Consider the following 21,508-nt stretch of genomic DNA (forward strand, 5'->3'; position numbering starts at 1 on the left):
GGCGGTTTAGTTTTGATTTTGCTTCCTCACATACTTTGTCAGAATAACGATTATTTGACCCTCGATCCTCCCCTCGATTTGCTCCGTATTATTTTCTACCAGGCGAATATTCTTTACAACGGTACCCATTTTCGCATTGATCGTCGAGCCTTTCACGTCCAGGGATTTTGTCAGTACTACCGAATCGCCGGTCTGCAGTAAATTGCCATTACAGTCTTTGTGAAGGTCAACCGTTCCGTCACTCTCATGCTCCCCGGTAGCTTTTGCCCATGCCAATGTTTCATCCGGGAGGTATAATATATCAAGGTTATCAGCCGCCCAGCTTTCATTTCTAAGCCGGTTTAGCATACGCCAGGAAACAACCTGTATGCCGGGAACCTCGCTCCACATGCTTTCCGTCAGGCATTTCCAGTGCTCACCGGATAATTCTGCTTTTTTTTCGATCTGTGACTTACACGGCTCGCATATCAGTATGGAGCTTTCCGGGATATTTCCGGTTCCTCCGGGTACTTCATAGGCGACCAAAGTGTCGGATGAACGGCATAGCTCGCAGGTGTTACCGCTTCGTTCGAGGAGCAACGTTTCTATATTCATGGTGTTAACTTATTAGCCAGGTAAAACTTGCGCGAAAGTAAACAAATTTGGCGTGCAAAACTTTGATCTAGCCTCCATTGCCCTTTCATAAAGCATCACTGGTCCGCTATCTTTAAAAGCTTGTGCACATCCTTAACAATAATTTTCCTGCCTCTCGTTTCAATAGACCCGTCTTCCTTGAACTCTTTTAATATTCGAACTACATTTTCCCTGGCTGTCCCCGCCATGCTGGCCAGATCGTCCCTCGACAAGTTAATTTCCACATCCATTCCGGGTTCGTAATTTTCCTTGTACTTTTCCCTCATTACCACCAATTGGGTAGCCAGCCTCTCCCTGACGCTGCGCCGCGCGAAGAAGGTGACGCTATTGGCCAACACGGTAAACTCATGGCTAAGAAGCTTCAGCAGCCGTTGCGATAGCACTTTTGAATTATTCAGCACCTGGAGGAAATCCTCTTTTGGCACAAAGGCGATTATACTGTCTTCCAACACGGAAGCAGAGTCCGGGTACCGTTCTTCCGATAACAAAGCATGATAACCTATCAATTCCCCGGTATTTGCTATGTAAATGATCTGTTCACCTCCTTGGGTATCAATTTTGTATTTTTTTACTTTCCCCTTACGAATAAAAAAGATGCCGGAGGGAACCGCTCCCTCACGAAAGATGATCTCCCCCTTATGACAGGGCTGATCATGCATGTGCTCAGTGATTGGCTTCGCTTCATCTAAGGGGAGATCTTCGAGAATGGAATGACTCTTGAAGTTCCATTTGTCCATTGGGAAAAGCCCATTGATACTCATATAGTTGCGAATTTAATGCATTAATAGTTGATAAAAGTTACATTTTTGAGTGATAAGATTCAACATTCGGAATCAACACTTTGGGTAATTTCACGCCATTATCGAATGAAAAATGAACACGAAAAAATGGATACCCGGCCAAGCTACATTGTAAGCCTGTTCAAGCATAAATGTTCCAGGTGCAGAACCGGAGATATGTTTCAGACAAACAAGGTTTACCATTTGAAAGAATTCATGAAAATGAATGTCAGATGCCCGGCCTGCGGTCAACTCCTGGAAATAGAACCCGGTTTTTATTACGGTACAAGCTATGTGAGCTATGCACTGACCGTTGCGTTGTCCGTTGCAACACTTGTCGCCTGGTGGGTAACGATCGGACTTTCCACAACGGACAACCGATTTTTTTGGTGGCTCGGGATCAACGGGGTTGTGCTGCTTCTGTGTCAGCCTTATTTAATGCGATTGTCCCGGAGTATTTGGCTATCCTTTTTTGTCAAGTATAACGCCAACTGGCTAACTGAAAAAGCAGAGGAGCCTGAGCGGATGTAACCAGATAAGGTATACCCTAAGCTACTTTTCTAAGTGATAAGATTCACTGCATATTGGTCCTATACAACCTAACTTTATGGTATGAACCCCGTCAATTTCTTAACGAAAGAGCAATTTTGCACCCGCAGTCACGAATGGATATCCTTTCATAATACCGAAGCATTCATCGGCATCACTCGTCATAGGGTAGCCGGCGCGAAGCAAGTTAAAAGACTGGAATTTGTCAGAATCTTTGGATTTAAAAAAAGAGGTGAGGTTTTCGCCAACATTCAACTTAATACCCGCAGATTCGAAGTGCGGATGCCGGTAGATGGCAGTATAATTTCCGTCAACAATACAAACTTACTGGTGCAGCAACAGGTTCTGTTGAACAAACCCGAAACAGAGGGATGGCTGGTAAAAATACTTGTCAGCCAACCTTGCGAAAGGAAGGGATTGATCCCGTTTGAGGAGTATAATAGTTAAAGTGAAATAACAGTCTACTTCAGCAGCGACAAGCGCCCGACTGCACCGGCGGACACTTCACCGTGCCATAGCTACAATACACGCAACAATCTCCCGCCTTCGGCTTCAGCCGCTGGTGACAACTCTCACATTCATAAAAATACTGACACGCATCCGTCGGCATCGTTTCCTCCTTCTGATGCCCGCAGTTCGGACAAGTAATCACAGACGTCAAAATTATCATTTCATTTGGCATACCTATTTACTTATATCCAGGCAAAGTTATGCGTTTTACAGATTACAATATCCCCAGTTTCACTGCCAGGTTGACCATAAATCCCTCCAGCGGTAAGAAAAGGGCCCCGGCCAGATTTCAGGTGTTGCATGATATCTCCCTGGCGGTGGAGCAGGGGCAGTTCGTCACCATTATGGGGACGAAAGTCACCGGCCTCGAAGAGAACCGGCTGGCGAAATTTCGCAACGAGCATATCGGGTTTGTATTCCAGTTCCACTACCTGCTGCCGGAGTTCACGGATTTGGAGAATGTGATGCTGCCGGCTTTGAAACTGGGCAGATGGGATCCGCGGACCACCGAAGAAAAAGCCATGGCGCTATTGCGGCAGATGGAAATGGAGCAGTATGCTTTCAAGCGCCTTGCACAACAGGGCAATACGATCATTGTTGTCACGCACGACCGGGATCTGGCCGGCAAGTCCGATCGCGTCATTCAACTGGCGGATGGGCGCGTCGTAGGGTGAGCCGGCCTCAGGGATGCGCCAGGAAGAGGGGCACATTGTGTTCATTGAGCATCCGGTTGATAAAGCTATGAGAAAAGAGCCGGGACCAGTCGGAGCGGCCGTAGGCGCCGGCGACGAGCCAGGGATCTTTCATCATCCCTATCCAGGTGTCATAGAACGTGTCGGTATGCATGCTCAGCCGGAGCAAGCGGAAGTTGCGGAAGTGAAGGGCGCCCAATTCCCTGACCAGACCTTGTTCAGGGATCTCGCCTTTCCCTTTTGCGTCCACGTATATAAGGGTTGTCTGGACGCGGGAAAATTCGGGGAAGAGATAGGCGAATTGCCGGATGGCATACACAGAGGCGCGGGAGCCATCATACGCGAGGACGATCTCGCCGGGCATGCGGGGTTCATCTGGCTGGAGCAGAATGGGGCATTCCGTGTCGTGGAGCATTTCCGTCATATACGCATTGGGCTGGGAAGGACTGATGATCTCGAAGAAGTGTTTGTTGCTGAGCAAAAGGAGATCGGCAAAGCGGGTCTCCTTGCGGATGGCGGCAAGGGCGAAGTCGAAACGGTCTTCATGGATGCGGAGGCCGACGCCATGGTCATCGCAGAAGCGCCGTACTCTGGCGCTATTGCGGGCAACGATCTTGTCCTCATCCTCAGCCGGCTGGATATAGACGTTTCCTTCCATGAGGGAGCCCGGAACCCACAGTTGGGCGTAATCGACTTCGGGAACAAAGGCGGCCGTAAGGAAAACCTTTGATTTATCGTTGAGGGCCTTGACGAACTCCAGCAATTCCGGACGATAGGAGGGGCCTTCGAAAGGGATGATGATCTTTTTCATTGTTGAGGTTTACGAAGATGTTGAGGCTTATAAAGAATGTGTTCTTGACCGGTTGCGCCCGAAACGGCCAACGACAGGAAAGAGTTTTTGACCGAGCCAGTTGAGGCCAGAGAAGAAGGCATCCTTTGCGTAGGCGGCGGGTTCGAAATCGCGGCGAAGATCGTCCCAATCCCTACGGATGGTTTTTTCCAGGCCGGTCTTACGCCGCTGCAGCTGTTTCTTTTCATATCGCAACTGTACGATGCGTTTAATTTTCTTCATTGTCTGGTTCGTTTATAAAAAGTTGGTGAAGGATGGCATTCATGACAGGAAGGCGGATGAGCCTTTGCCTCGCGTTCGGCCAGGCCCAGCCGGGCTTCATCGACGCGGACGTGCATGTATTCCTTTACATGATCGACGAGATTTTCCACTTTTTTAAAGTCTTCCATATTGTTGTTGTTTTACTATTTACTGGTGTGTGATGAAGATGGGCAGGTTGATGGTTTTGAGGATGAGGCGGGCCTGGCTGGGCTTGAAGAAGCGGGAGAGCATGCTGCGGCCATAGGCGCCCATGACGACGACGGCTTTCTTTCTTTCGATGAGATAGCCGAACAACTGATCGGCAGGCTCTCCCTTGAGGATGACGAATTCGGGGTTATCGTAATGCGCTTTGAGCCATTCTTTCATTTTGAACTGATCTTCGATGGAATACTTTTCATCCTGTCTGACGTTGACTACGATGACCTTTTTGTCGTGAAACTGGGGAAAGAGGGAGGTGAACTGTTTTATCGCATAGACGGAAGAAGCAGTACCGTTGTAGGTGAAGACGATCTCATCGATGGCATCGAAGCTATAGGGCGCGATGAGGACGGGGCATTCGGCTGCATCCAGGACGTCCTTTACGAAACGGCCGGGGATCTGGCGATCGCTCCTGGAAAAAGAAGTTTCGCCGTCGACGATGAGCAGATCGGCGAAGCGGGTCTCGCTGAGTATCTCGGATAGCGGAATGCCGCGGTCGCGATGTATCAGCGAAAGGGTCTCGCGGCAAACGCAGGCATCCCGGAAGCGGCGGATATTGGCTTCGGTGACGCTGCTTTCGACGGTGGTCCTGATGACATCAGGGTTATCCGCATCCGAGTCCCAGGCGCCGCTTCCGCCGCCGAAGGGATCATTACCGGCGCTCGAGACAGTTTGGCCGACGAGACCTTCCAGGAACACACCGGTGAGCCGCGACCTTGTTAGCCGGGCGATATAGCAAGCAAAATCGATAGTCTTCATGTTGAGTTTGGCAGCATCCATGGCCAGCAGAATCTTTTCCATAACACTATTTTTTATAAATATCGGGAGATGGAAGGCGGAATGCGATGAGGGGGGTCAGGCAGGTGGGTGATTATTGTCAAGGATGTTCAGTGGCAGGATACGGCCTTTCCGGGTGCAGTAGCGAGAAGCGGGCTGAGGAAGGGAATGCCGAGGTTGAGGCCGCGAAGGATGAGCAGGAGGGCCATGAGGATGGTGACAAGAGGTAACATGCGGCGGAGGCGTAGGCGGAAGGAGGCCGTGGCGATGCGGCCGAGACGCTGAGTAGCCAGCAACAGGGGGAGGGTGCCCGCACCAAACAGCGCCATGAAGCCGGTTGCTCCGGCGACGGTGTTGCGGGTGAGGGCGCCGGCGAGGGCAAGGTAGACCATGCCGCAGGGCAGCAGGCCATTGGCCATGCCCAGCATGAAGAAGGTGGCTGTCGAGGGTGATCGCCAGAGACGCCCGATCAACCGACGGAGGGGTTCGGAGAACCGGGTCACCGGATTAATAGCAAAGCGCCCCGCGAAGTATAGTACGAGGATCATCACGCCAAGGACGATCGAGAAGCCTTGCTGCCAGCCGGCCAGATAAATCCGGCGACCAAGAAGGCCAAAAAGCAGACCACCAAGAGAATAGGTGAGGATGCGGCCGGCGTGATAAAGCAAAGGGGTGAGGGTGCGGGCGGCGGGATTCAGCCGCTGGACAGGCAGCGCGAGCAGCAGGGGGCCGCACATCCCCACGCAGTGCAGGCTGCTCAGCAGACCAAGTAAAAAGGCGGATAATGCCATCTGTAACATGACCGATCAATGAATGACGAATGGTTGTTGCGAATAATAGTCCACTCCACCCGATTGCCAACTGACACTGACGGTATATTGGCCTGGGCCAACCGCTTTCCTCCCAATATCCTGTACCCCCTCCGCATCCGGCTCAAGAGCAATCTCCCGATCTCTCGCCGCATCCGCAGCGCAATAAAACCTGACGGTACCCGTGATGGTCCTATATCGCATCTCCCTGGGCAGCGCCAGCCGGACGCCCACAGCCGTAGTCTCCAGCTTGACACTCCCTGAAAGATCATTGGCGCGCTGCGTACCGTCGATGACGCGCTGATAGGCCAGCTCGTCCCGGTAATAGTCCTTCGACACGAGATCGACAGGGGTCTGCATACAGCGGTAGACCATATACGAGATGCCCCCGCCAAAGACGACAAAGACCAGCAAAAGTTTGTTTCCCCAATTCATAGTTTAACGTATTTAAATTAATCATTGCCCGGCTGCGGACCTAAGAAATTCGTCCTCAGCTCATCAATCTTTTTATTGCCTTCATAAAGCCCTATGCGGATAGCTGTCTTTCGGGCCTGGATGTCGCGCCGTGGCAGGACAACAAAGAAATTACCCGAGCCTTCGTCTTCCTGTTTGACAGGGATCTCACTGCCCCCGATCACCTGCACCGTTCCGGCTTCGCCTTCCAGGCGAAGCCGCAGCGGAACGCGCCGCACCGTCTTGTTGGCAACCTTGATGGTATACAAATTGGATACGCTGTCGGCGCCACGCTCCTGATAGAGCATACCCGGCGTGCGTAGGATGGTGGCGTCCACCTCTTTGCGGCTGAGCAGCAGGGCGGACAGGATGAAGAGAAGGAAGGTGAGCAGGGCGGTATACAGCTTCATCCGGAGGGTATAATGCAGGGGCTCATGGTTGCCGATACCGTTCTCGGAGGCATAGCGGATGAGGTTCAGCGGTCGTCCGGTCTTTTCCATCATGACGTTGCAGGCGTCGATGCAGGCCGTGCAGCCGACACATTCCATCTGAGTGCCGTTGCGGATATCGATGCCGGTGGGACAGACCTTCACGCATTGGGCGCAGTCGATGCAATCACCTTTGGCGGCGTCTTTCTGCTTTGAGAACTTTGCGCGCGGTTCGCCTCTTTTGTAATCATATGCAACGATCATGGAATTGCGGTCGAGGAGCACACTTTGCAAACGGCCATAAGGGCAGACGACCGTACAGGCCTGTTCCCGGAAAAAGGCATACACTGCATAGAAGACGCCGCTAAACACCAGCAGCGTCAGCAGACTGCCGATATGCTCGCTGACGGGCTCGGTGATCATCCGCCCCAACTCCCGCACCCCGATGATATACGCCAGAAAAGTATTAGCGATGACAAAGGAAAGCAGAAAGAACACGAGATGCTTCACCGTAGACCTGACCATCCAATTCACCGTCCTTGGCCGGCTGCGCGCCAGGCGTTGCGCCGCGGCATCGCCCAGGATGGCATATTCCACCTTCCGGAAGAGCATTTCCATGAAGATCGTCTGCGGGCATACCCAGCCACAAAAGAGTCGGCCAAAGGCCGCGGTGAACAGGATGATAAAGATGATGAAGGTCACCATGGTGAGGCCGAAGATGAAGAAATCCTGGGGCCAGAAGACCTTGCCGAAGAGGATAAAGCGGGCGCTGGGGATATTGAATAAAAATAGGGGCCTGCCGTTGACATAAACAAAGGGCAGGGCGAAGAAAAGAACAAAGAAACCCCAACTGATATAGGTGCGCAGATTATACCATTTCCCCCGGGGCTTTTGGGCGTATACCCATTTGCGGTGGCCTTTGGCATCGACGGTGGCCAGGTGGTCACGGAAGGACTGGTCGGAGGCGAGGGGCAAGGGTTCCATGATGCAACGATTTATTATTTATAGAGTGTGCCCTGCGGCGGTTTGGGGTTGTCCGGATGGGTGCCCTGGAGGGATTTGACATAGGAGGCGATCTGCGCGATCTGGGAAGGCGAGTAGTCGTCTTTCCAACTTTTCATCCCCTTGTCGGGCCAGCCGTACTTTATAGTCTTGAAAACGTCGTTGATGCTGCCGCCGTGAAGCCAGTAGTCATCGGTGAGATTAGGCCCTACCCCACCCTCGCCGTTCTTGCCATGGCACGCAAAGCAGGTGCTTTCGAAGACGGCCTTGCCTGCCGCCAGGTCGGCGGGTGCAGTGAGCAGTTTTACCGTATTCTCGTCCACGTTGCCCGCAGCTTTTTTCAGGTATTCGGCTTTTTCGATCTCAGCATTGCGAACGGCGATGGCATATTCCTCTGCCGGCAGCGGGGCCGTGTGCGCGATATGATAGCGCCAGAGGTATACCCCGGCGAAGAGGATCGTGCAATAAAAGCCGTATAGCCACCAGGGAGGGAGGCGGTTGTCGAGTTCGCGGATGCCGTCATAGTCGTGACCAAGATCGAGCTCGGCCTCCTGGGTGACGGGGCGGAAGCGGTTGAGGCGGTCCCACCAGGAGATGCGCGGGGGAGCCGGCGCTGTGGCTGTCTTTGCGGCGCCGGCTGCTCTCTTTCTGCCAATGATGACGCGCAGGTTGTAGAGCAGGGCCATGATGACAAATATCTCGAGAGCGACGACGCTAACGATGAGATAGAAGGCGGTGTCGGAGAGACCGTTCACCGCTGGCACCGCCAGGGCTGCACCGGCCAGCGCCGGAGGCTTGGGTTTCCCTTCGCCGGTACTATCTTCTTCATCGGCTTCCGGCCGGTCCGACCGGTACTGCGCCATACTGAGCACGACGCTCGCTAATAACGTGATGGCAATGCCCAGGATAATGATGATGATGAGCATGATCACTACAAAAGGGTTATCGGTGGATTGTGCCATAAAATCGGAATTATATTATTTGTTGGGTTAGTTAGTCAAGGGGTATCTGGCTCATTTCTTCGATCATTTTCTTATCGGCCTTTATCGACCAGAGCAGCATGACCAGGAAGATCGTTCCGAAAAGTAGCAGGGAGACGAGTCCGTAGATGCTGACACCGCTGATCTTCTCGATATAGTTGATGAATTTCATTTTGTTTTGTTTACGTTAATGTCTGTCCTTCGGACAAGCCGCCTCCGGCGGCTCAGTTACCCATGATTTTTTGGCCGTCGGCCGCCAAGGCGGTTTCCGCCTTCGGGGCTGCCTTGATGTCTTTACCGAGACGCTGGAGATAGGCGATGAGGGCGACGATCTCCTTATTTTGTCCCGTACTGATCTTATCGCCCTTCAGGGAGGCCCTTATGGCCTGCTCCTGGTTCACCAGGTCTTTATTCGCCTGTTGCGCATACCCATCGGGATAGGGCACACCCAACGTTTGCATGGCCTTTATCATCTTGTACGTGTGTACCGTGTCGATCTCGTGATCGAAGAGCCAGACATAGGAAGGCATTATCGAACCGGGAGACATCGAGGTGGGGTCGAGCAGGTGATTGAAATGCCAGCTGTCGGGGTATTTCCCCCCTACCCTGGCCAGGTCGGGCCCGGTGCGTTTGGAACCCCACTGGAAGGGGTGGTCGTAGACGAACTCCCCGGCTTTGGAATATTCCCCATAACGGACCACTTCGTCGCGGAAGGGGCGGACCATCTGGGAATGGCAGAGATAACAACCTTCCCGTACATAGATATCGCGACCATGCAATTCCAGCGGCGTGTAAGGTTTGACGCTGCTAATCGTGGGTATATTGGATTTGACAAGGAAAGTAGGGATCAGTTCGATGAGCCCGCCGATGGCCACCACGATGAGGCTGAAGACGAGCATCTGCATAGGCCGCCGTTCGATCCACCGGTGCCAGTACTGACGTCCATGGGCCGGCGCCGTTGCCGCGAGAGGCGCAGCTTCGGCGGCCTCGTTTGCCACGAAGCTTCCTTTGGCGATGGTCTTCCGGAGGTTATAGACCATAATAAGCACGCCGATGATATAGAGTGACCCGCCGATGCTGCGGGTGATATACATGGGAAGGATATGGGTCACCGTCTCGAGAAACTGGAATTTCAATTGCCCTTCATCGGTGAAGCTTTTCCACATCATGCTTTGGGTGAAACCGGCCCAGTAGAGCGGTACGGCATAGAGGACGATACCGAGGGTCCCAATCCAAAAGTGGGCGCCGGCCAGCTTCTTCGAATAGAGTGGAGTATTCCACATCCGCGGGACGAGCCAGTAGAGGATGCCGAAGGTGAGAAAGCCATTCCAGCCCAACGCACCGATATGCACATGGGCGATGGTCCAGTCCGTAAAATGAGAGATCGCATTTACATTCTTGAGGCTCAACATCGGTCCTTCGAAGGTGGCCATGCCATAGCAGGTGATCGCCACCACGAGGAATTTCAACACGGGCTCTTCCCTCACCTTGTCCCAGGCGCCACGAAGGGTGAACAAGCCGTTGAGCATCCCGCCCCAGCTGGGAGCGATGAGCATGATGGAGAAGACCACGCCCAGGGACTGCGCCCAGTCGGGCAGAGCTGTATAGAGCAGGTGGTGCGGGCCGGCCCAGATGTAAATGAAGATCAACGCCCAGAAGTGGATGATCGACAGCCGGTAGGAATAAATGGGGCGGTTAGCCGCTTTTGGCAGGAAGTAGTACATGAGCCCCAGATAGGGTGTGGTGAGGAAGAAGGCCACGGCATTATGACCATACCACCATTGCACCAGCGCATCCTGTACGCCGGCATACCAGGAGTAACTTTTCCAGAGGGTGACGGGCAGTTCGATGGAGTTAACGATATGCAGCATGGCGACCGTCACCCAGGTGGCAATATAGAACCAGATGGCGACGTAGATATGTTTCTCCCGTCGTTTGAGGATGGTGCCGAACAGGTTGATCCCGAAAATGATCCAGACCACAGTAATGGCGATGTCGATAGGCCATTCGAGTTCGGCGTATTCCTTACCGCTGGTCTTGCCGGCCCAGAGGGTGATGGCGCCGGTGAGGATGATGGCCTGCCAGCCCCAGAAATGCAGTTTGCTCAGCGTGTCGCTGAACATCCGGGTCTTGCAGAGGCGTTGAAGGGAATAGTAGACACCCATGAAGATGCCGTTGCCGACAAAGGCAAAGATCACCGCATTCGTATGCACGGGGCGCATGCGGCCGAAGGTGGTAGCCGGGAGACCCAGGTTGATGGCCGGGTAGTAGAGGGCGATAGCCGCCCAGAGGCCGGCGAGCATCCCGACCACGCCCCAGAAGAGTACGGCATAGGCAAACCATTTCACTGTCTTGTTGTCGTAATAGAATTTTTCTACTTGCATATTCTTTAATTCAGGATTTCAGGCATCTTATCATCATCGATAGATAGCTCGTCGTCGAAGAGGATGCGCCGGGATGGCGAATAATCATCGTCGAACTGCCGGTTCTTTACACTCCAGAGGAAAGCCCCCAGGAAAAGCAGGGCAACCGAGAGGCTGGCGATCAGCAGGAGAATAATAACACTCATTGATCAGGACATTTGAGTTGTAAAAGTATCTTGCGCGCGCCGGCCGCCGGATGATGATGGTCATTGTGTGACTTGATCTTGCTCATCTTCGCATAGACAGCAGTTTTTTCCCCAGCAGGTTACTGCTCCCGTAGGTGATCAGCAGGATGGAGAGCGTGCTGGCAGGCATCAGGATCGCCGCTATCAGGGGCGAGAGGGAGGCGTGGACGGCGAAGGACAGGCCGATGACATTATATAAGATGGATAAGAGAAAGGTTCCGAGGATGATGCTTCGGCCGGCGCGGCAGAGCCGGATGAATTCGGGGAGAAGGTGTAGCCGGTCGGCGCGGAGAATGGCGTCGCTGGCGGGGGTGAAGTTGTTGGAGTCGGCGGTAACGGCGATGCCCACGTCGCTTTGGCTGAGGGCGCCGGCGTCGTTGAGACCGTCGCCGATCATCATGACCCGTTCGCCGTGTTGCTGAAGCCGGCTGATGTATTCACATTTATCCAGCGGGGACTGACCGAAGAGCAACCGGGTATCTTTTCCCAGCAGCTGATGCAGGCGGGCGCTTTCGCGGGGATTGTCGCCGGAGAGTATTGACAGGCGCAACCCGGGGCCCAGACGACGAACCAGGGTGGTCAACCCTTCCCGGTAGTGGCTGGAAACACTAAACGATCCAAGAACCCGATTGTCACAGGCAACAAAGACGGTTGACCCGGGAAGATCATGCGCTGCCGTTTGCGCCCCGACAAACGCAGCAGACCCGATAGCCCAATGATGGTCATTTACCAACGCCTCCACTCCTTTGCCGGGATACTCCCGATAATCGTGAACGTGCGCATCAGCCAGCATCGATCCGAACTTCCTGGCAAGGGCCCGGCTCAGCGGATGAACCGATTGCGAAGCCAGGATACCGATTGCCTGCTGCTGATCAGGCGTAAGCGGTACTCCATCATATCCCAGCACCGGATCACTGGCATCGGTGAGCGTACCTGTCTTATCGAATACGATATGAGTCGCCGTTGCAATACGTTCGAGTGTTTCCGCATTGCGCAGGTAAACTCCGTTCCTTCCAAGGATGCGCAGGATGTTGCCGTTAGTAAAGGTGCTCGTAAGCAGCAGGGCGCAGGGGCAGGCCACGATGAGGACTGCCGTAACAGCCTTCCAGATCTTTTCCGGGTCATGCAGTCGCCAATATACGGCTGCACAGGCCGCGATGAGCAGTACGATGAGGGTGAAGTTACGGCTAAGGGTATTGACGAAGGAAAAAGATGGCTTGGCCGCCGCGGGGTCCGATTGCCGGTTCCAGAGCTGGGTGAGGTAGGACTGGGCCACTTCCTTTACGACCAGCACTTCGATAGCGGCGCCGGTCTGGCGGCCGCCGGCGTACACGATCTCACCCACTGTCTTCGTCACCGGAACAGATTCACCCGTGACAAAACTATAATCGATAAAAGCCCGCCCGCGGGTGAGGATGCCGTCGGCAGGTATCAGCTCCCCGCTATGGATACGAAGCGTATCACCGCACCGCAGATCAGGAAGCGCCTTCACCACCGGATCCCCTTCGGATTGGAGCACAGTGACGGCGACAGGGAAATACGAAGTATAGTCGCGATCGAAGGACAACTCCCGATAAGTTTTGTCTTGCAGCACGCGGCCTGCGAGCATAAAGAAAACGATGCCGCTCATAGAATCGAAATACCCTGAGCCGGCGCCACCGAGTACTTCCCAGGCGCTGCGGGCAAAAGTAATGAGGATAGCCAATACTATCGGCGCATCGATATTCAGGAATTGGCGACGTAGCCCGTTCCAGGCGGAAATATAAAAAGGCTGCGCGCTATACAGAAGCACCGGCACAGCAAACACCAGCGACAAATATCGGAATACCTGCCGCAGGGCGCCATCCGCCGACCCAAGCCCGAGGTACTCGGGAAAGCAAAGCAGCATGATATTTCCAAAGCAGAAGCCGGCTACACCGAGGCGGTAGATCAGGTCGCGGTTGGCGTTCGGCCTGCTTCTGCCAAGATCGTGCAGACTGATATAGGGCTCATATCCAAGGGAGGCGAGCAACTCCACTACCCCGCGCAGGGTGATCTGCCGATGGTGGAAGACAAGGAAGATCTCTTTTGCCGTGAAGTCTATCCGGGAGGAGAGGATGCCCGGGTGGAGGCGGCGGAGGTGTTCGAGAAGGTAGAGGCACGAGCTGCAGTGGATCGCCGGGAGATAGAGGGTGAGATGGGTCTCTTCCTCATTGCGGAAACCGATGAGACCGGCGGCCATTTTTTCGTCGTCGAGAAAGGCGAATTTTTCCTTCCGGACAGGGAGACGGCGATTGAGACCGGGGTGTTGGTTGAGGCTGTAATAGGTGCAGAGCCCCTTGTCATCGAGCAGCTGCCATACCATCCGGCAGCCCTCGCAGCAAAAGGGTTTGTCGTCCACCTGTATCCTGTCGGTTATGCAAGGTTCTCCGCAGTGGGTACAGAGAAGGGCATTTTCCGTCGCTTTTTCCATTGTATCGGCGCAAAGTAGTCCGATGCCGGTCACATCAATATGATCTCCGTCAGGGGAAATACTGATCCTTGTCAGTTGGGGGGTTGTCGGCAAATCCGTAGTATTGCAGTACTAAATAAGAAAGCATGCGCAGACTGCTTGTTATCGACGATCATGACGATATCCGGGAGAACATCGCCGAGATCCTTACCTTGGCCGGCTATGAAGTTTTTACCGCCGAAAACGGCAAAAGGGGCGTAGAGAAAGCCCTTAAAGAAAATCCCGAACTCATCATCTGTGATATCATGATGCCCGAGCTGGACGGCTATGGCGTCCTGCACCTGTTGCGAAAAAACGAGACCACCGTTAATACCCCCTTTATTTTTCTTACGGCCAAAACCGAGCGGACGGATTTCCGGAAGGGAATGGAAATGGGGGCGGATGACTATATCACCAAGCCCTTCGACGACATCGAACTGCTGAATGCCATCGAGATCCGGCTGAAAAAATACGATATTCTGCAAAACAAATATGCCTCCGACGAAAAAGGCGCCGGCGAACTGATCAGCGATCTCAACGCATCGGGTATGTTGAACCTGGACCCGAACAACTACGAGACGGTGGAGCTTGCCCGAAAGCAAAATGTTTACCAGGAGGGCCGGCGTCCCAAACATATTTACTATTTAATAAAAGGCAAGGTCAAGGCCTTTCGCATTCACGAGGATGGAAAGGAATATATTACCAACCTGTATGGCGCCGGCGACTATATCGGTTACCTGCCGCTGCTGGAGAACAGCGCTTACGAGGACAGCGCAGTAGTGCTGGAAGATGCCGAACTGGCCCAGATTCCAAAGGATGAGTTCCTCAACGCGCTTTACCAGGATATCCGCGTGGCCACCAAATTCATCCGGCTCATCGCACAGAACGTGCAGGAAAAAGAAGAACGGTTGTTGCAACTCGCTTATGGGTCGTTGCGCAAACGGGTGGCAAAGGCATTGATCGACATCCATACCAAATATGCCGCCGGCGAGGGGAAGCCGGGTTCAACACTGGATATTTCCCGGGAAGACATCGCCCAGTATGTAGGGACGGCCACCGAGTCGCTCATCCGGACCCTCAGTGATTTCAAGTCCGAGCGGCTGGTGGACATCAAAGATGGAAAGATCAGGATCGCCGATCTGGCGAAACTGGAGCATTTACTATATTAGGCCTGTTCGAATCTGCGGGCAGCCCCGACCGTGAACGATGGTTCCAGGCGATCTCACCGACCCGGCATTGCGCAGCCTTGCACTTCAGAAACTGCACGAGCGGATACTACCCGTCATAAGCAGCGAGACCACCCATCTGTCACCGGACTGGCCTTTCGCCCCTGCCGAACTGAACAAGATAGAAGGAACATGAACTGCCTTATTCCGCTGATAAAATAGTCGAGGGGAGTGAGCGCGTACAGAATTCATGGCCGAGTTGGAAAAGCTTATCGGCATCTTTGCTTTCGAATATCCCGAAATCGGACAGGCCGGGATGGTCGAGAAACACATGGCAAAGATGCGCTTTTTCATATACGCTGCGTGCAATGGCCAGATGAAAGCATCTTTCGAGGATGTGCGCCTTGTGGAGAGACCGGCCGGTCGGCATAGGATCGTTCTGCCGGTTGACATGGGAGCCGATGATATAATCGCAATGCGGCAGGATTGCTTCGACGGGGAAATTGTTAAGAACGCCCCCGTCGACCCATTCGCTGTTGCGATAGACAATGGGCTCGAAGACCCCCGGGACACAGGAGGAAGCCAGGAGAGGTTCGATAAGGGCCCCCGAGGAGATGATCTCCGACTTTGCTTCCGTGAGGTTGGTGGCGGCGACAAAAAGCCGGTGCGGAAGGTCTTCGAACTGCTGAAAGGGAAGGTACTTTTCCAGGCCAGCGCGCAAAGCATCCATGTTGAAGATGCCCGGCCGGCCAACGTGGAAATAAGAGATGCCGAAATAGGCAGTCTCGCGGAAAAGATCTCGGATCTGTTCGGGCGGCAAACCGGCGGCATAGAGGGCGGCGATAAGCGCGCCGGCACTCGTTCCGGCGAGGACGGTCGGGCGAATGCCCCTTTCTTCGAGAGCGTGGAGGACACCCAGGTGGGCGATGGCGCGGGTCCCGCCGCCGGAAAGAACGATACCTATTTTTTGCATCTGTCTTTTTTTTATGAAAATAAGGAAAAACCTCGTTTATGACCACGATCATCCCGGTCGATGATACCGCTCATGGAAAACGGTTGTCCAATGCGGATATCTTTGAATCATAAATAATTGTCTATATGTACATTTCCGAGATAAACCAAAAGAGGCTGCCTCAGGCTGCGGTCGCTACCGTAAAGCCGAGTGTGGCCATCGTGTTGCCATATAATCCCAAGATGAGTCCCAGGCAGGAGATCGACTCCAGGTTGCAGCGGGTGCTGTCGGCGGCGGAGAAGCAGCTGCTGGCCGCTCACCCCGCAGAGGCAGCAATGCCTGTGGTAAGGAAGCTTCAGCAACTGGCGCGCAAGCTCAATGCTTCAACGCATAAAGTGAGTGTCGCCCTATTCGCTTCAGAGGATGTAGCCAAGGTCACCTATATGGATTTTGCAGTGGATGAGCGGGTGATGGTGGATCAACCTTTCCGGGTGCGCGATATCGCCGGTTGCAAACCGTCGGCAAGGGAATACCTGGTGTTGCTGTTGAGTGCAAAGGAATCCAGGATGTATTGCAATAATGGGACGGCAATGCGAATGATCAAGAGCAATACGCCGCAGAATGTCTTTGCCTGGCTTAATGAAGTGCCGGAAAGAACCGCCAATTTCTCCGACCCGGATAGCCGCAGAGAAGTAATGCTAAACAAATTCCTGCATCATATGGACGAAGGCCTTGGGGCCGTATTGAGAGTTTATCCGCTGCCGGTATTCGTGGTCGGCACCGAACGCGTGACGGGGCATTTTGCCGCGATCACCCGGCACGACCGGAATATTGCCGGGTATTTACACAAACAGGGCATCGACGCAAGTGAGACCGAATTGGAGGAGATGTTACAGCCCCTCCTGAGCGACTGGCATCGGACGAAACAACAGCTGTTGGTGCGCCAAATGGAGAAGGCCGCAGAGGCCGGAAAACTGGTCTGCGGCATCCATGAGGCAAGGAAAGCAGCGGGCTGGAGAAATTCGCGGCTGATCATCGTCGGGAGCACCGGGGAAACAGAGAACCCCGAGGCCTTCTATTTCGAAGGGGAGGTGGACGAGATCGTGGAGAAGGTGCTGGAAAGCGGGGGTGAAGTGGAAAAGATCGACGATCATCTGCTGAAACCCTATGGACCGGTCGCCCTCATCAAATATTATTAACACAACTGGGAGAGAATTGTACATTTAGCGAAAATTCGGGATCAGCCTGATGTTTAAAGAAAAATCCGGTCATATTCTCCTGTTTTGTGCCATCGTTACGATCTGCACGGCCGTGCTGCAATATCTTAATCCCCAATATAGCCTCATTGACAGCGGGCTCATTGGCGCCGTTCTGCTGACTATCTTCCTGAAGCGGGACATGTACACCTGGCTGTTCGGAGGCATCAGCTTTCTTCTCATTGTGGCGGCTTCTTTTTATCAGCATGACAATATGGACAGGCAGCAGATAATCCTGCAGCATACTTTCTCCCTGCTCATCGTGATCATGGCTACGCTTTTCGTATTGTATGTAAAAAAACTGTATCGCAACATCGAATCGGACCAGCACCAGGTGACTGCGCTTTTCGAGCATGCCACCGAGGGGATCATCCTCACCGACGACAAGGGGAAGATCGTGCTGTTGAACCCCGCCGCCTACCAGCTTTTTGAGTTCGACCGCGATGAGTTGCCGGGTCAGTCGATCGATCTGCTGATCCCGCAGCGGTTTCATGGCAATCATGTTAAATACAGGGAGGGATTCTATCATCACCCGGGCAACCGGACGATGGGGCATGGTCGTGACCTGTTCGCCCGCAAGAAGGATGGCAGGGAATTCCCGGTGGAGGTGAGCCTTAGTTATTACCACCAGAAGGATAAGTTGTATGTAATCGCCTTCATCGTTGACATTACGCAGCGCAAACAGTCCGAACTAGAGCTGGTGCATCGCCAAAAGCAATTGGAACATATCACCGAAGACGTCCGCAGGCTGAATACGGGACTGGAGGCCAAAGTGGAGCAGCGAACGCTGATCCTGCGGGAGGCCTTGCAGGAGCTGGAGCGAAGCCAGTTGGAATTGAACGAGGCGCTTAGCAAGGAAAAAGAGCTGAGCGAGATAAAGTCCCGTTTTGTCTCGATGGCCTCGCACGAGTTTCGCACCCCGTTGAGCACGGTGCTGTCATCGGCAGCGTTGCTTTCGCGTTATACCCGGACGGAGGAGCAGGACAACCGGGACAAACATATCAAACGCATCAAGGATTCCGTCAAGCATTTGAACAACCTGCTCGAGGATTTTCTTTCGCTTGGGAGGTTGGAAGAAGGCAAGATCAAGGCCGAGCCGGCGGAATTCGCCGTGAAGGAATTCCTGGAAGAAGTGGTGGAAGAAATGCGGCCGCTGGCGAAGAACGCTCAGCAGATCATTTGCGACTATCAGGGTTCCGACACCTTCATCAGCGACAAACGCCTGCTAAAGAATATCCTCATCAACCTTCTGAGCAACGCGGTAAAATTCTCCCCCGAGGGCGCGGCGATCCGGCTGGAAGTCACCAACCCCGATGTAGCAGGCATGAGCTTGTCGGTAAAGGACGAAGGCATCGGTATTTCGGTGGAAGACCAGCAGCATCTGTTCAGCAGCTTCTTCCGCGGCGGCAACGCCCTCAACATCGAAGGCACTGGCCTCGGTCTTCATATCGTCAAGCGGTATGTCGAACTCATCGGCGGTGCCATTCACCTCGAAAGTACGCTTGGCGCCGGGACGAAGATCACGGTCGATCTGCCCGGCGTTAAGCATTCATAATCCGGCCGCGGGTGCCGTTGACAAAAGAAGTCAGATGCCCCGGCTAAATGCCGGGGTTTTGCATAATGCAAGATTTTCGCGTACCCGTTCATCACGCAACAGCACCAGGTCGAACGCCTTGCACACATGACGAAGGAAGGGCCGGCCTGCTTCGGTAAGCGCTACCCTTTCCTCATTCAGGGTGACCAGACCGTCCTTTTGTAATTCCTGCAGCCTGGGCAGGGTCCATTCCTGTAATAGCGCAGTCCAGGCCGGGTCAAGACGTGTATAACCCTTACAGGCAATGTCGAGAATATAGCGTTTGAAGACCATATCTTCAGCCGTGAGCCGGTAACCCCTGGAGATGGCCAGACGCCCTTCGGCAATCGCCCGGTAGTATCCCGCCAGGCTCTTATCATTCTGGGCATAGGCCATGCCAAGATCGCTGATAGCCGACACTCCCAGTCCCAGCAACATCCCGCTATGCTGTGTCGTATACCCCATGAAGTTCCGGTGTAGCCGGTTATCCTTCCAGGCGATGAACAACTCATCAGCGGGCAGTGCAAAATGATCCATGCCGATATTGGCATACCCCTGCTCTTCCAGTAGCACCTTTCCTAATTGATAAAGATAGAGTTTCTCTTCGGGCGACGGTAGCTGGGCGCTGTCGATGAGCCGCTGCGCACAGTTCACCGAAGGCGTATGCGCATAACTGTAGAAGGCGATCCTGTCGGGCCGCAGGCTAAGCGACAGATCAATAGTGTGTCTTAACCTTTCCGGCGTCTGAAGAGGAAGGCCGTAGATGAGATCGAAATTCACCGCAGTGAATCCGGCATCGCGGGCCGCTTCCGTCGCTTCACTAAGTCGCTCGAACGGTTGCCAGCGACGAATAGCCAGCTGAACCTCCGGATTCAGATCCTGTACGCCATAGCTTATCCGCCGGAAACCCAATGCATATAATACATCCAGGTGCTCCCTGGTAGTGTTATTGGGATGGCCTTCGATGCTGAAAGCATGCTCAGGATGAACGACCGCTCCGGCCAGGATCGTCGACACCAGCCGGTGCAGGTTCCCGGGCGAGAAAAAAGTTGGAGTACCACCCCCCAGGTGAAGCTCACGGATCACCGGGGGGTGCTCCATCATTTCTCTATACATACTCCATTCTTTTAAAATGGCATCGAGGTACTGTTCTTCTACGTTGTGGTTGGTGGTAATCTTCTTATTGCAGCCGCAATAAATGCAGAGTGATTCGCAGAAAGGAAGATGAAGGTACAGACTGATGCCTTCCTTCTCGTTGCAACGCGCGAAGCCGGCTATGAGATCCCTTCTCCAGCTATGCGGGTCGAGGTTTTCTTTCCAGAAAGGCACTGTAGGGTAACTGGTATACCGGGGCACCGGCTGATTATAACTGGCGAGTAAGTTGGCTTCCATTTTAGCGCTTTTCACAAAACTACAGGTTGCCCCCCTGGCCCTGCATGACGGCGATCAGCGAAAGACATGATGCAGATCATGGAAACACCCCCTCTCCCAACTTACTATGTCAGCTATGCAGCCTTTTTAAGTTTTCTTGTCTTCCGCAATCTTGCTATCTCTTCTACAGGAACATCGACCAGGCTTGCAATCTTGCGGTCGCCGAATTTTGTATTCGCGAATAATTTTTTGATGAATTTTTCTCGTAGCTCCCGTCTGGCTTCTTCATTCAACACCTCAAGCATACCCATAGGATTATTTTTATTTGTTATTTCCTCTAATTGCTCAATAAAGTTACGATTACTTTCCAGGTTATTAAACACCAGGTAATTCTTGAGAAACGTCATGATCGCATCTATCTTCCGCCTCGACAAATCCCTTCTTGCAATTAAAGCCTTCGCTAATGATATTTTCTGCTCGAACAGTTCTTTTTCTGTGATCTTTCCGGCAAGCAAAGCCTTTTTAGCCACTAGCACCACCACTGCAAAGGGGTTCGGGTTTGCCGCCAACGCTTCGTCCTTATACTGCCCGATCCGCAACACATTGTATTTATACCTCACCTCCGTCCCAATAAACCGGTGTTCATACCGATCCGGGATCCGATGCCCATCCACTCCTGTGAAGATCGCCACCGCCGTCACTGGTCGCTTCCAACGATCGAAGATGCGGTAATAATATCGAAACATTCGTTCAGGGAAATCCCGTTCAGCCTTTCCTTGCACCTCGAGATGGATGAGCAGTAATTCCTGTCTTCCATCCCGGCTGTACACCTGCACCAGTTTATCCACCAGCTTTGTACTGGGCGGCTTCCCCGGCTCAGGATAAAGCTCCGCCAATTCCTTGTCCAAAAATCCGAATTTCCGCCTCATATCGAATAGCTCATCCGCCTTCGGAAAGACAAACCGCAACAGATCTTCAAAAACTTCCTCAATAATTCCTTTCCACAAAATATCCCTCTTCATTGCTCTTAGCTTTATCAACTACGCACTATCCGATACCTCTACCGGAGAAAACAGTAACAGCAACATTTGGGAAAGTTAAAGTGGGAAACACGCAAAGGAGGCAACAAATATACGAAAACCTATCAGACAACCAAATTTTTTAGCACAAAGATCAGCATCAAACCGGGCG

The 21,508-nt window shown here is 53.2% G+C and carries 25 protein-coding genes; 7 read left to right on the forward strand and 18 right to left on the reverse strand.

Features of this window, described 5'->3' with window-relative positions; translation table 11 throughout:
• Positions 1-6: 6 nt before the first annotated feature.
• Positions 7-594, reverse strand: a complete 588-nt coding sequence (locus IEY39_RS08905) for a PhnA domain-containing protein (RefSeq protein WP_188930681.1) — start codon at positions 592-594, stop codon at positions 7-9.
• Positions 595-689: 95 nt separating this feature from the next.
• Positions 690-1,394 (reverse strand): Crp/Fnr family transcriptional regulator, encoded by a 705-nt coding sequence (locus IEY39_RS08910; RefSeq protein WP_188930683.1) that lies wholly within the window; start codon positions 1,392-1,394, stop codon positions 690-692.
• Positions 1,395-1,439: 45 nt separating this feature from the next.
• Between IEY39_RS08910 and IEY39_RS08915 the strand changes: the two genes are divergently transcribed.
• Complete coding sequence (locus IEY39_RS08915; protein WP_308423213.1) at positions 1,440-1,943, forward strand: DUF983 domain-containing protein; 504 nt, start codon at positions 1,440-1,442, stop codon at positions 1,941-1,943.
• A gap of 81 nt (positions 1,944-2,024) precedes the next feature.
• Positions 2,025-2,408, forward strand: coding sequence for a glycine cleavage system protein H (locus tag IEY39_RS08920; RefSeq protein WP_188930685.1), 384 nt, complete (start codon positions 2,025-2,027; stop codon positions 2,406-2,408).
• A gap of 19 nt (positions 2,409-2,427) precedes the next feature.
• On the opposite strand, the gene IEY39_RS30130 is transcribed toward IEY39_RS08920, so the two are convergent.
• Entirely contained in the window at positions 2,428-2,643 is a 216-nt protein-coding gene (locus IEY39_RS30130; protein WP_505903800.1) for a GDCCVxC domain-containing (seleno)protein, read from the reverse strand.
• Between the two features lie 28 nt (positions 2,644-2,671).
• On the opposite strand from IEY39_RS30130, the gene IEY39_RS08925 reads away from it, so the two are divergent.
• Positions 2,672-3,145, forward strand: coding sequence for an ATP-binding cassette domain-containing protein (locus IEY39_RS08925; protein WP_229688831.1), 474 nt, complete (start codon positions 2,672-2,674; stop codon positions 3,143-3,145).
• Positions 3,146-3,152: 7 nt separating this feature from the next.
• On the opposite strand, the gene IEY39_RS08930 is transcribed toward IEY39_RS08925, so the two are convergent.
• The 12 genes from IEY39_RS08930 to IEY39_RS08985 all read right to left on the reverse strand — a co-directional run bounded on the left by IEY39_RS08930 (position 3,153) and on the right by IEY39_RS08985 (position 14,074).
• Positions 3,153-3,974, reverse strand: coding sequence for a hypothetical protein (locus tag IEY39_RS08930; protein ID WP_188930688.1), 822 nt, complete (start codon positions 3,972-3,974; stop codon positions 3,153-3,155).
• 27 nt (positions 3,975-4,001) lie between these two features.
• Complete coding sequence (locus IEY39_RS08935; RefSeq protein ID WP_188930690.1) at positions 4,002-4,235, reverse strand: hypothetical protein; 234 nt, start codon at positions 4,233-4,235, stop codon at positions 4,002-4,004.
• Positions 4,232-4,402 carry a hypothetical protein gene (locus tag IEY39_RS08940; RefSeq protein ID WP_188930692.1) on the reverse strand — a complete coding sequence of 57 codons (171 nt, stop codon included), beginning with the start codon at positions 4,400-4,402 and terminating at the stop codon, positions 4,232-4,234. The genes IEY39_RS08935 and IEY39_RS08940 overlap by 4 nt, the downstream gene beginning before the upstream one ends.
• A 19-nt stretch (positions 4,403-4,421) precedes the next feature.
• Positions 4,422-5,273, reverse strand: a complete 852-nt coding sequence (locus IEY39_RS08945; protein ID WP_188930694.1) for a putative universal stress family protein — start codon at positions 5,271-5,273, stop codon at positions 4,422-4,424.
• An 86-nt stretch (positions 5,274-5,359) separates the two neighbouring features.
• A complete protein-coding gene (locus IEY39_RS08950; RefSeq protein WP_188930696.1) occupies positions 5,360-6,049 on the reverse strand; it encodes a sulfite exporter TauE/SafE family protein in 690 nt (229 codons plus the stop codon).
• Positions 6,050-6,055: 6 nt separating this feature from the next.
• Positions 6,056-6,493 (reverse strand): FixH family protein, encoded by a 438-nt coding sequence (locus IEY39_RS08955; protein WP_188930698.1) that lies wholly within the window; start codon positions 6,491-6,493, stop codon positions 6,056-6,058.
• A gap of 17 nt (positions 6,494-6,510) precedes the next feature.
• Complete coding sequence (ccoG, locus tag IEY39_RS08960; RefSeq protein ID WP_188930700.1) at positions 6,511-7,923, reverse strand: cytochrome c oxidase accessory protein CcoG; 1,413 nt, start codon at positions 7,921-7,923, stop codon at positions 6,511-6,513.
• A gap of 14 nt (positions 7,924-7,937) precedes the next feature.
• On the reverse strand, positions 7,938-8,903 hold the full coding sequence (locus IEY39_RS08965; RefSeq protein ID WP_188930702.1) for a cbb3-type cytochrome c oxidase N-terminal domain-containing protein: 966 nt from the start codon (positions 8,901-8,903) through the stop codon (positions 7,938-7,940).
• A 31-nt stretch (positions 8,904-8,934) separates the two neighbouring features.
• A complete protein-coding gene (locus tag IEY39_RS08970) occupies positions 8,935-9,093 on the reverse strand; it encodes a CcoQ/FixQ family Cbb3-type cytochrome c oxidase assembly chaperone (protein WP_188930704.1) in 159 nt (52 codons plus the stop codon).
• A 52-nt stretch (positions 9,094-9,145) separates the two neighbouring features.
• The gene (gene ccoN / locus IEY39_RS08975) at positions 9,146-11,305 is read right to left on the reverse strand and encodes a cytochrome-c oxidase, cbb3-type subunit I (protein ID WP_188930706.1); all 2,160 of its coding nucleotides are present in this window, start codon (positions 11,303-11,305) and stop codon (positions 9,146-9,148) included.
• A gap of 5 nt (positions 11,306-11,310) precedes the next feature.
• Complete coding sequence (gene ccoS, locus IEY39_RS08980; RefSeq protein WP_188930708.1) at positions 11,311-11,490, reverse strand: cbb3-type cytochrome oxidase assembly protein CcoS; 180 nt, start codon at positions 11,488-11,490, stop codon at positions 11,311-11,313.
• 82 nt (positions 11,491-11,572) lie between these two features.
• Positions 11,573-14,074: a heavy metal translocating P-type ATPase gene (locus IEY39_RS08985; protein WP_229688832.1), complete on the reverse strand. Its 2,502-nt coding sequence runs from the start codon at positions 14,072-14,074 to the stop codon at positions 11,573-11,575.
• A gap of 32 nt (positions 14,075-14,106) precedes the next feature.
• Between IEY39_RS08985 and IEY39_RS08990 the strand changes: the two genes are divergently transcribed.
• Together IEY39_RS08990 and IEY39_RS08995 are read left to right on the forward strand one after the other, a co-directional pair.
• Positions 14,107-15,168: a response regulator gene (locus tag IEY39_RS08990; protein ID WP_188930710.1), complete on the forward strand. Its 1,062-nt coding sequence runs from the start codon at positions 14,107-14,109 to the stop codon at positions 15,166-15,168.
• A gap of 37 nt (positions 15,169-15,205) precedes the next feature.
• Positions 15,206-15,361 carry a hypothetical protein gene (locus IEY39_RS08995; RefSeq protein WP_188930712.1) on the forward strand — a complete coding sequence of 52 codons (156 nt, stop codon included), beginning with the start codon at positions 15,206-15,208 and terminating at the stop codon, positions 15,359-15,361.
• A 6-nt stretch (positions 15,362-15,367) separates the two neighbouring features.
• Here IEY39_RS08995 and IEY39_RS09000 read toward each other — a convergent pair whose 3' ends face one another.
• Entirely contained in the window at positions 15,368-16,138 is a 771-nt protein-coding gene (locus IEY39_RS09000; RefSeq protein WP_188930714.1) for a patatin-like phospholipase family protein, read from the reverse strand.
• Between the two features lie 125 nt (positions 16,139-16,263).
• On the opposite strand from IEY39_RS09000, the gene IEY39_RS09005 reads away from it, so the two are divergent.
• On the forward strand, positions 16,264-17,316 hold the full coding sequence (locus tag IEY39_RS09005) for a baeRF3 domain-containing protein (protein WP_188930716.1): 1,053 nt from the start codon (positions 16,264-16,266) through the stop codon (positions 17,314-17,316).
• A gap of 49 nt (positions 17,317-17,365) precedes the next feature.
• Complete coding sequence (locus IEY39_RS09010; RefSeq protein ID WP_229688833.1) at positions 17,366-18,928, forward strand: sensor histidine kinase; 1,563 nt, start codon at positions 17,366-17,368, stop codon at positions 18,926-18,928.
• Positions 18,929-18,958: 30 nt separating this feature from the next.
• Here IEY39_RS09010 and hemN read toward each other — a convergent pair whose 3' ends face one another.
• Together hemN and IEY39_RS09020 are read right to left on the reverse strand one after the other, a co-directional pair.
• On the reverse strand, positions 18,959-20,338 hold the full coding sequence (gene hemN, locus IEY39_RS09015) for an oxygen-independent coproporphyrinogen III oxidase (RefSeq protein ID WP_188930718.1): 1,380 nt from the start codon (positions 20,336-20,338) through the stop codon (positions 18,959-18,961).
• Positions 20,339-20,451: 113 nt separating this feature from the next.
• A complete protein-coding gene (locus tag IEY39_RS09020; RefSeq protein WP_188930720.1) occupies positions 20,452-21,339 on the reverse strand; it encodes an RpnC/YadD family protein in 888 nt (295 codons plus the stop codon).
• Between the last annotated feature and the right edge of the window lie 169 nt (positions 21,340-21,508).

The sequence above is a fragment of the Puia dinghuensis genome (assembly GCF_014642875.1).
Lineage (GTDB): Bacteria > Bacteroidota > Bacteroidia > Chitinophagales > Chitinophagaceae > Puia > Puia dinghuensis.

Excerpts from the sequence above, each read along its gene's own strand:
- IEY39_RS08905 (WP_188930681.1), bottom strand. The coding sequence starts at position 594 with ATGAATATAGAAACGTTGCTCCTCGAACGAAGCGGTAACACCTGCGAG.
- IEY39_RS08910 (WP_188930683.1), bottom strand. The coding sequence starts at position 1,394 with ATGAGTATCAATGGGCTTTTCCCAATGGACAAATGGAACTTCAAGAGT.
- IEY39_RS08920 (WP_188930685.1), top strand. The coding sequence starts at position 2,025 with ATGAACCCCGTCAATTTCTTAACGAAAGAGCAATTTTGCACCCGCAGT.
- IEY39_RS30130 (WP_505903800.1), bottom strand. The coding sequence starts at position 2,643 with ATGCCAAATGAAATGATAATTTTGACGTCTGTGATTACTTGTCCGAAC.
- IEY39_RS08925 (WP_229688831.1), top strand. The coding sequence starts at position 2,672 with ATGCGTTTTACAGATTACAATATCCCCAGTTTCACTGCCAGGTTGACC.
- IEY39_RS08930 (WP_188930688.1), bottom strand. The coding sequence starts at position 3,974 with ATGAAAAAGATCATCATCCCTTTCGAAGGCCCCTCCTATCGTCCGGAA.
- IEY39_RS08935 (WP_188930690.1), bottom strand. The coding sequence starts at position 4,235 with ATGAAGAAAATTAAACGCATCGTACAGTTGCGATATGAAAAGAAACAG.
- IEY39_RS08940 (WP_188930692.1), bottom strand. The coding sequence starts at position 4,402 with ATGGAAGACTTTAAAAAAGTGGAAAATCTCGTCGATCATGTAAAGGAA.
- IEY39_RS08945 (WP_188930694.1), bottom strand. The coding sequence starts at position 5,273 with ATGGAAAAGATTCTGCTGGCCATGGATGCTGCCAAACTCAACATGAAG.
- IEY39_RS08950 (WP_188930696.1), bottom strand. The coding sequence starts at position 6,049 with ATGTTACAGATGGCATTATCCGCCTTTTTACTTGGTCTGCTGAGCAGC.
- IEY39_RS08955 (WP_188930698.1), bottom strand. The coding sequence starts at position 6,493 with ATGAATTGGGGAAACAAACTTTTGCTGGTCTTTGTCGTCTTTGGCGGG.
- ccoG (WP_188930700.1), bottom strand. The coding sequence starts at position 7,923 with ATGGAACCCTTGCCCCTCGCCTCCGACCAGTCCTTCCGTGACCACCTG.
- IEY39_RS08965 (WP_188930702.1), bottom strand. The coding sequence starts at position 8,903 with ATGGCACAATCCACCGATAACCCTTTTGTAGTGATCATGCTCATCATC.
- IEY39_RS08970 (WP_188930704.1), bottom strand. The coding sequence starts at position 9,093 with ATGAAATTCATCAACTATATCGAGAAGATCAGCGGTGTCAGCATCTAC.
- ccoN (WP_188930706.1), bottom strand. The coding sequence starts at position 11,305 with ATGCAAGTAGAAAAATTCTATTACGACAACAAGACAGTGAAATGGTTT.
- ccoS (WP_188930708.1), bottom strand. The coding sequence starts at position 11,490 with ATGAGTGTTATTATTCTCCTGCTGATCGCCAGCCTCTCGGTTGCCCTG.
- IEY39_RS08990 (WP_188930710.1), top strand. The coding sequence starts at position 14,107 with ATGCGCAGACTGCTTGTTATCGACGATCATGACGATATCCGGGAGAAC.
- IEY39_RS08995 (WP_188930712.1), top strand. The coding sequence starts at position 15,206 with ATGGTTCCAGGCGATCTCACCGACCCGGCATTGCGCAGCCTTGCACTT.
- IEY39_RS09000 (WP_188930714.1), bottom strand. The coding sequence starts at position 16,138 with ATGCAAAAAATAGGTATCGTTCTTTCCGGCGGCGGGACCCGCGCCATC.
- IEY39_RS09005 (WP_188930716.1), top strand. The coding sequence starts at position 16,264 with ATGTACATTTCCGAGATAAACCAAAAGAGGCTGCCTCAGGCTGCGGTC.
- IEY39_RS09010 (WP_229688833.1), top strand. The coding sequence starts at position 17,366 with ATGTTTAAAGAAAAATCCGGTCATATTCTCCTGTTTTGTGCCATCGTT.
- hemN (WP_188930718.1), bottom strand. The coding sequence starts at position 20,338 with ATGGAAGCCAACTTACTCGCCAGTTATAATCAGCCGGTGCCCCGGTAT.
- IEY39_RS09020 (WP_188930720.1), bottom strand. The coding sequence starts at position 21,339 with ATGAAGAGGGATATTTTGTGGAAAGGAATTATTGAGGAAGTTTTTGAA.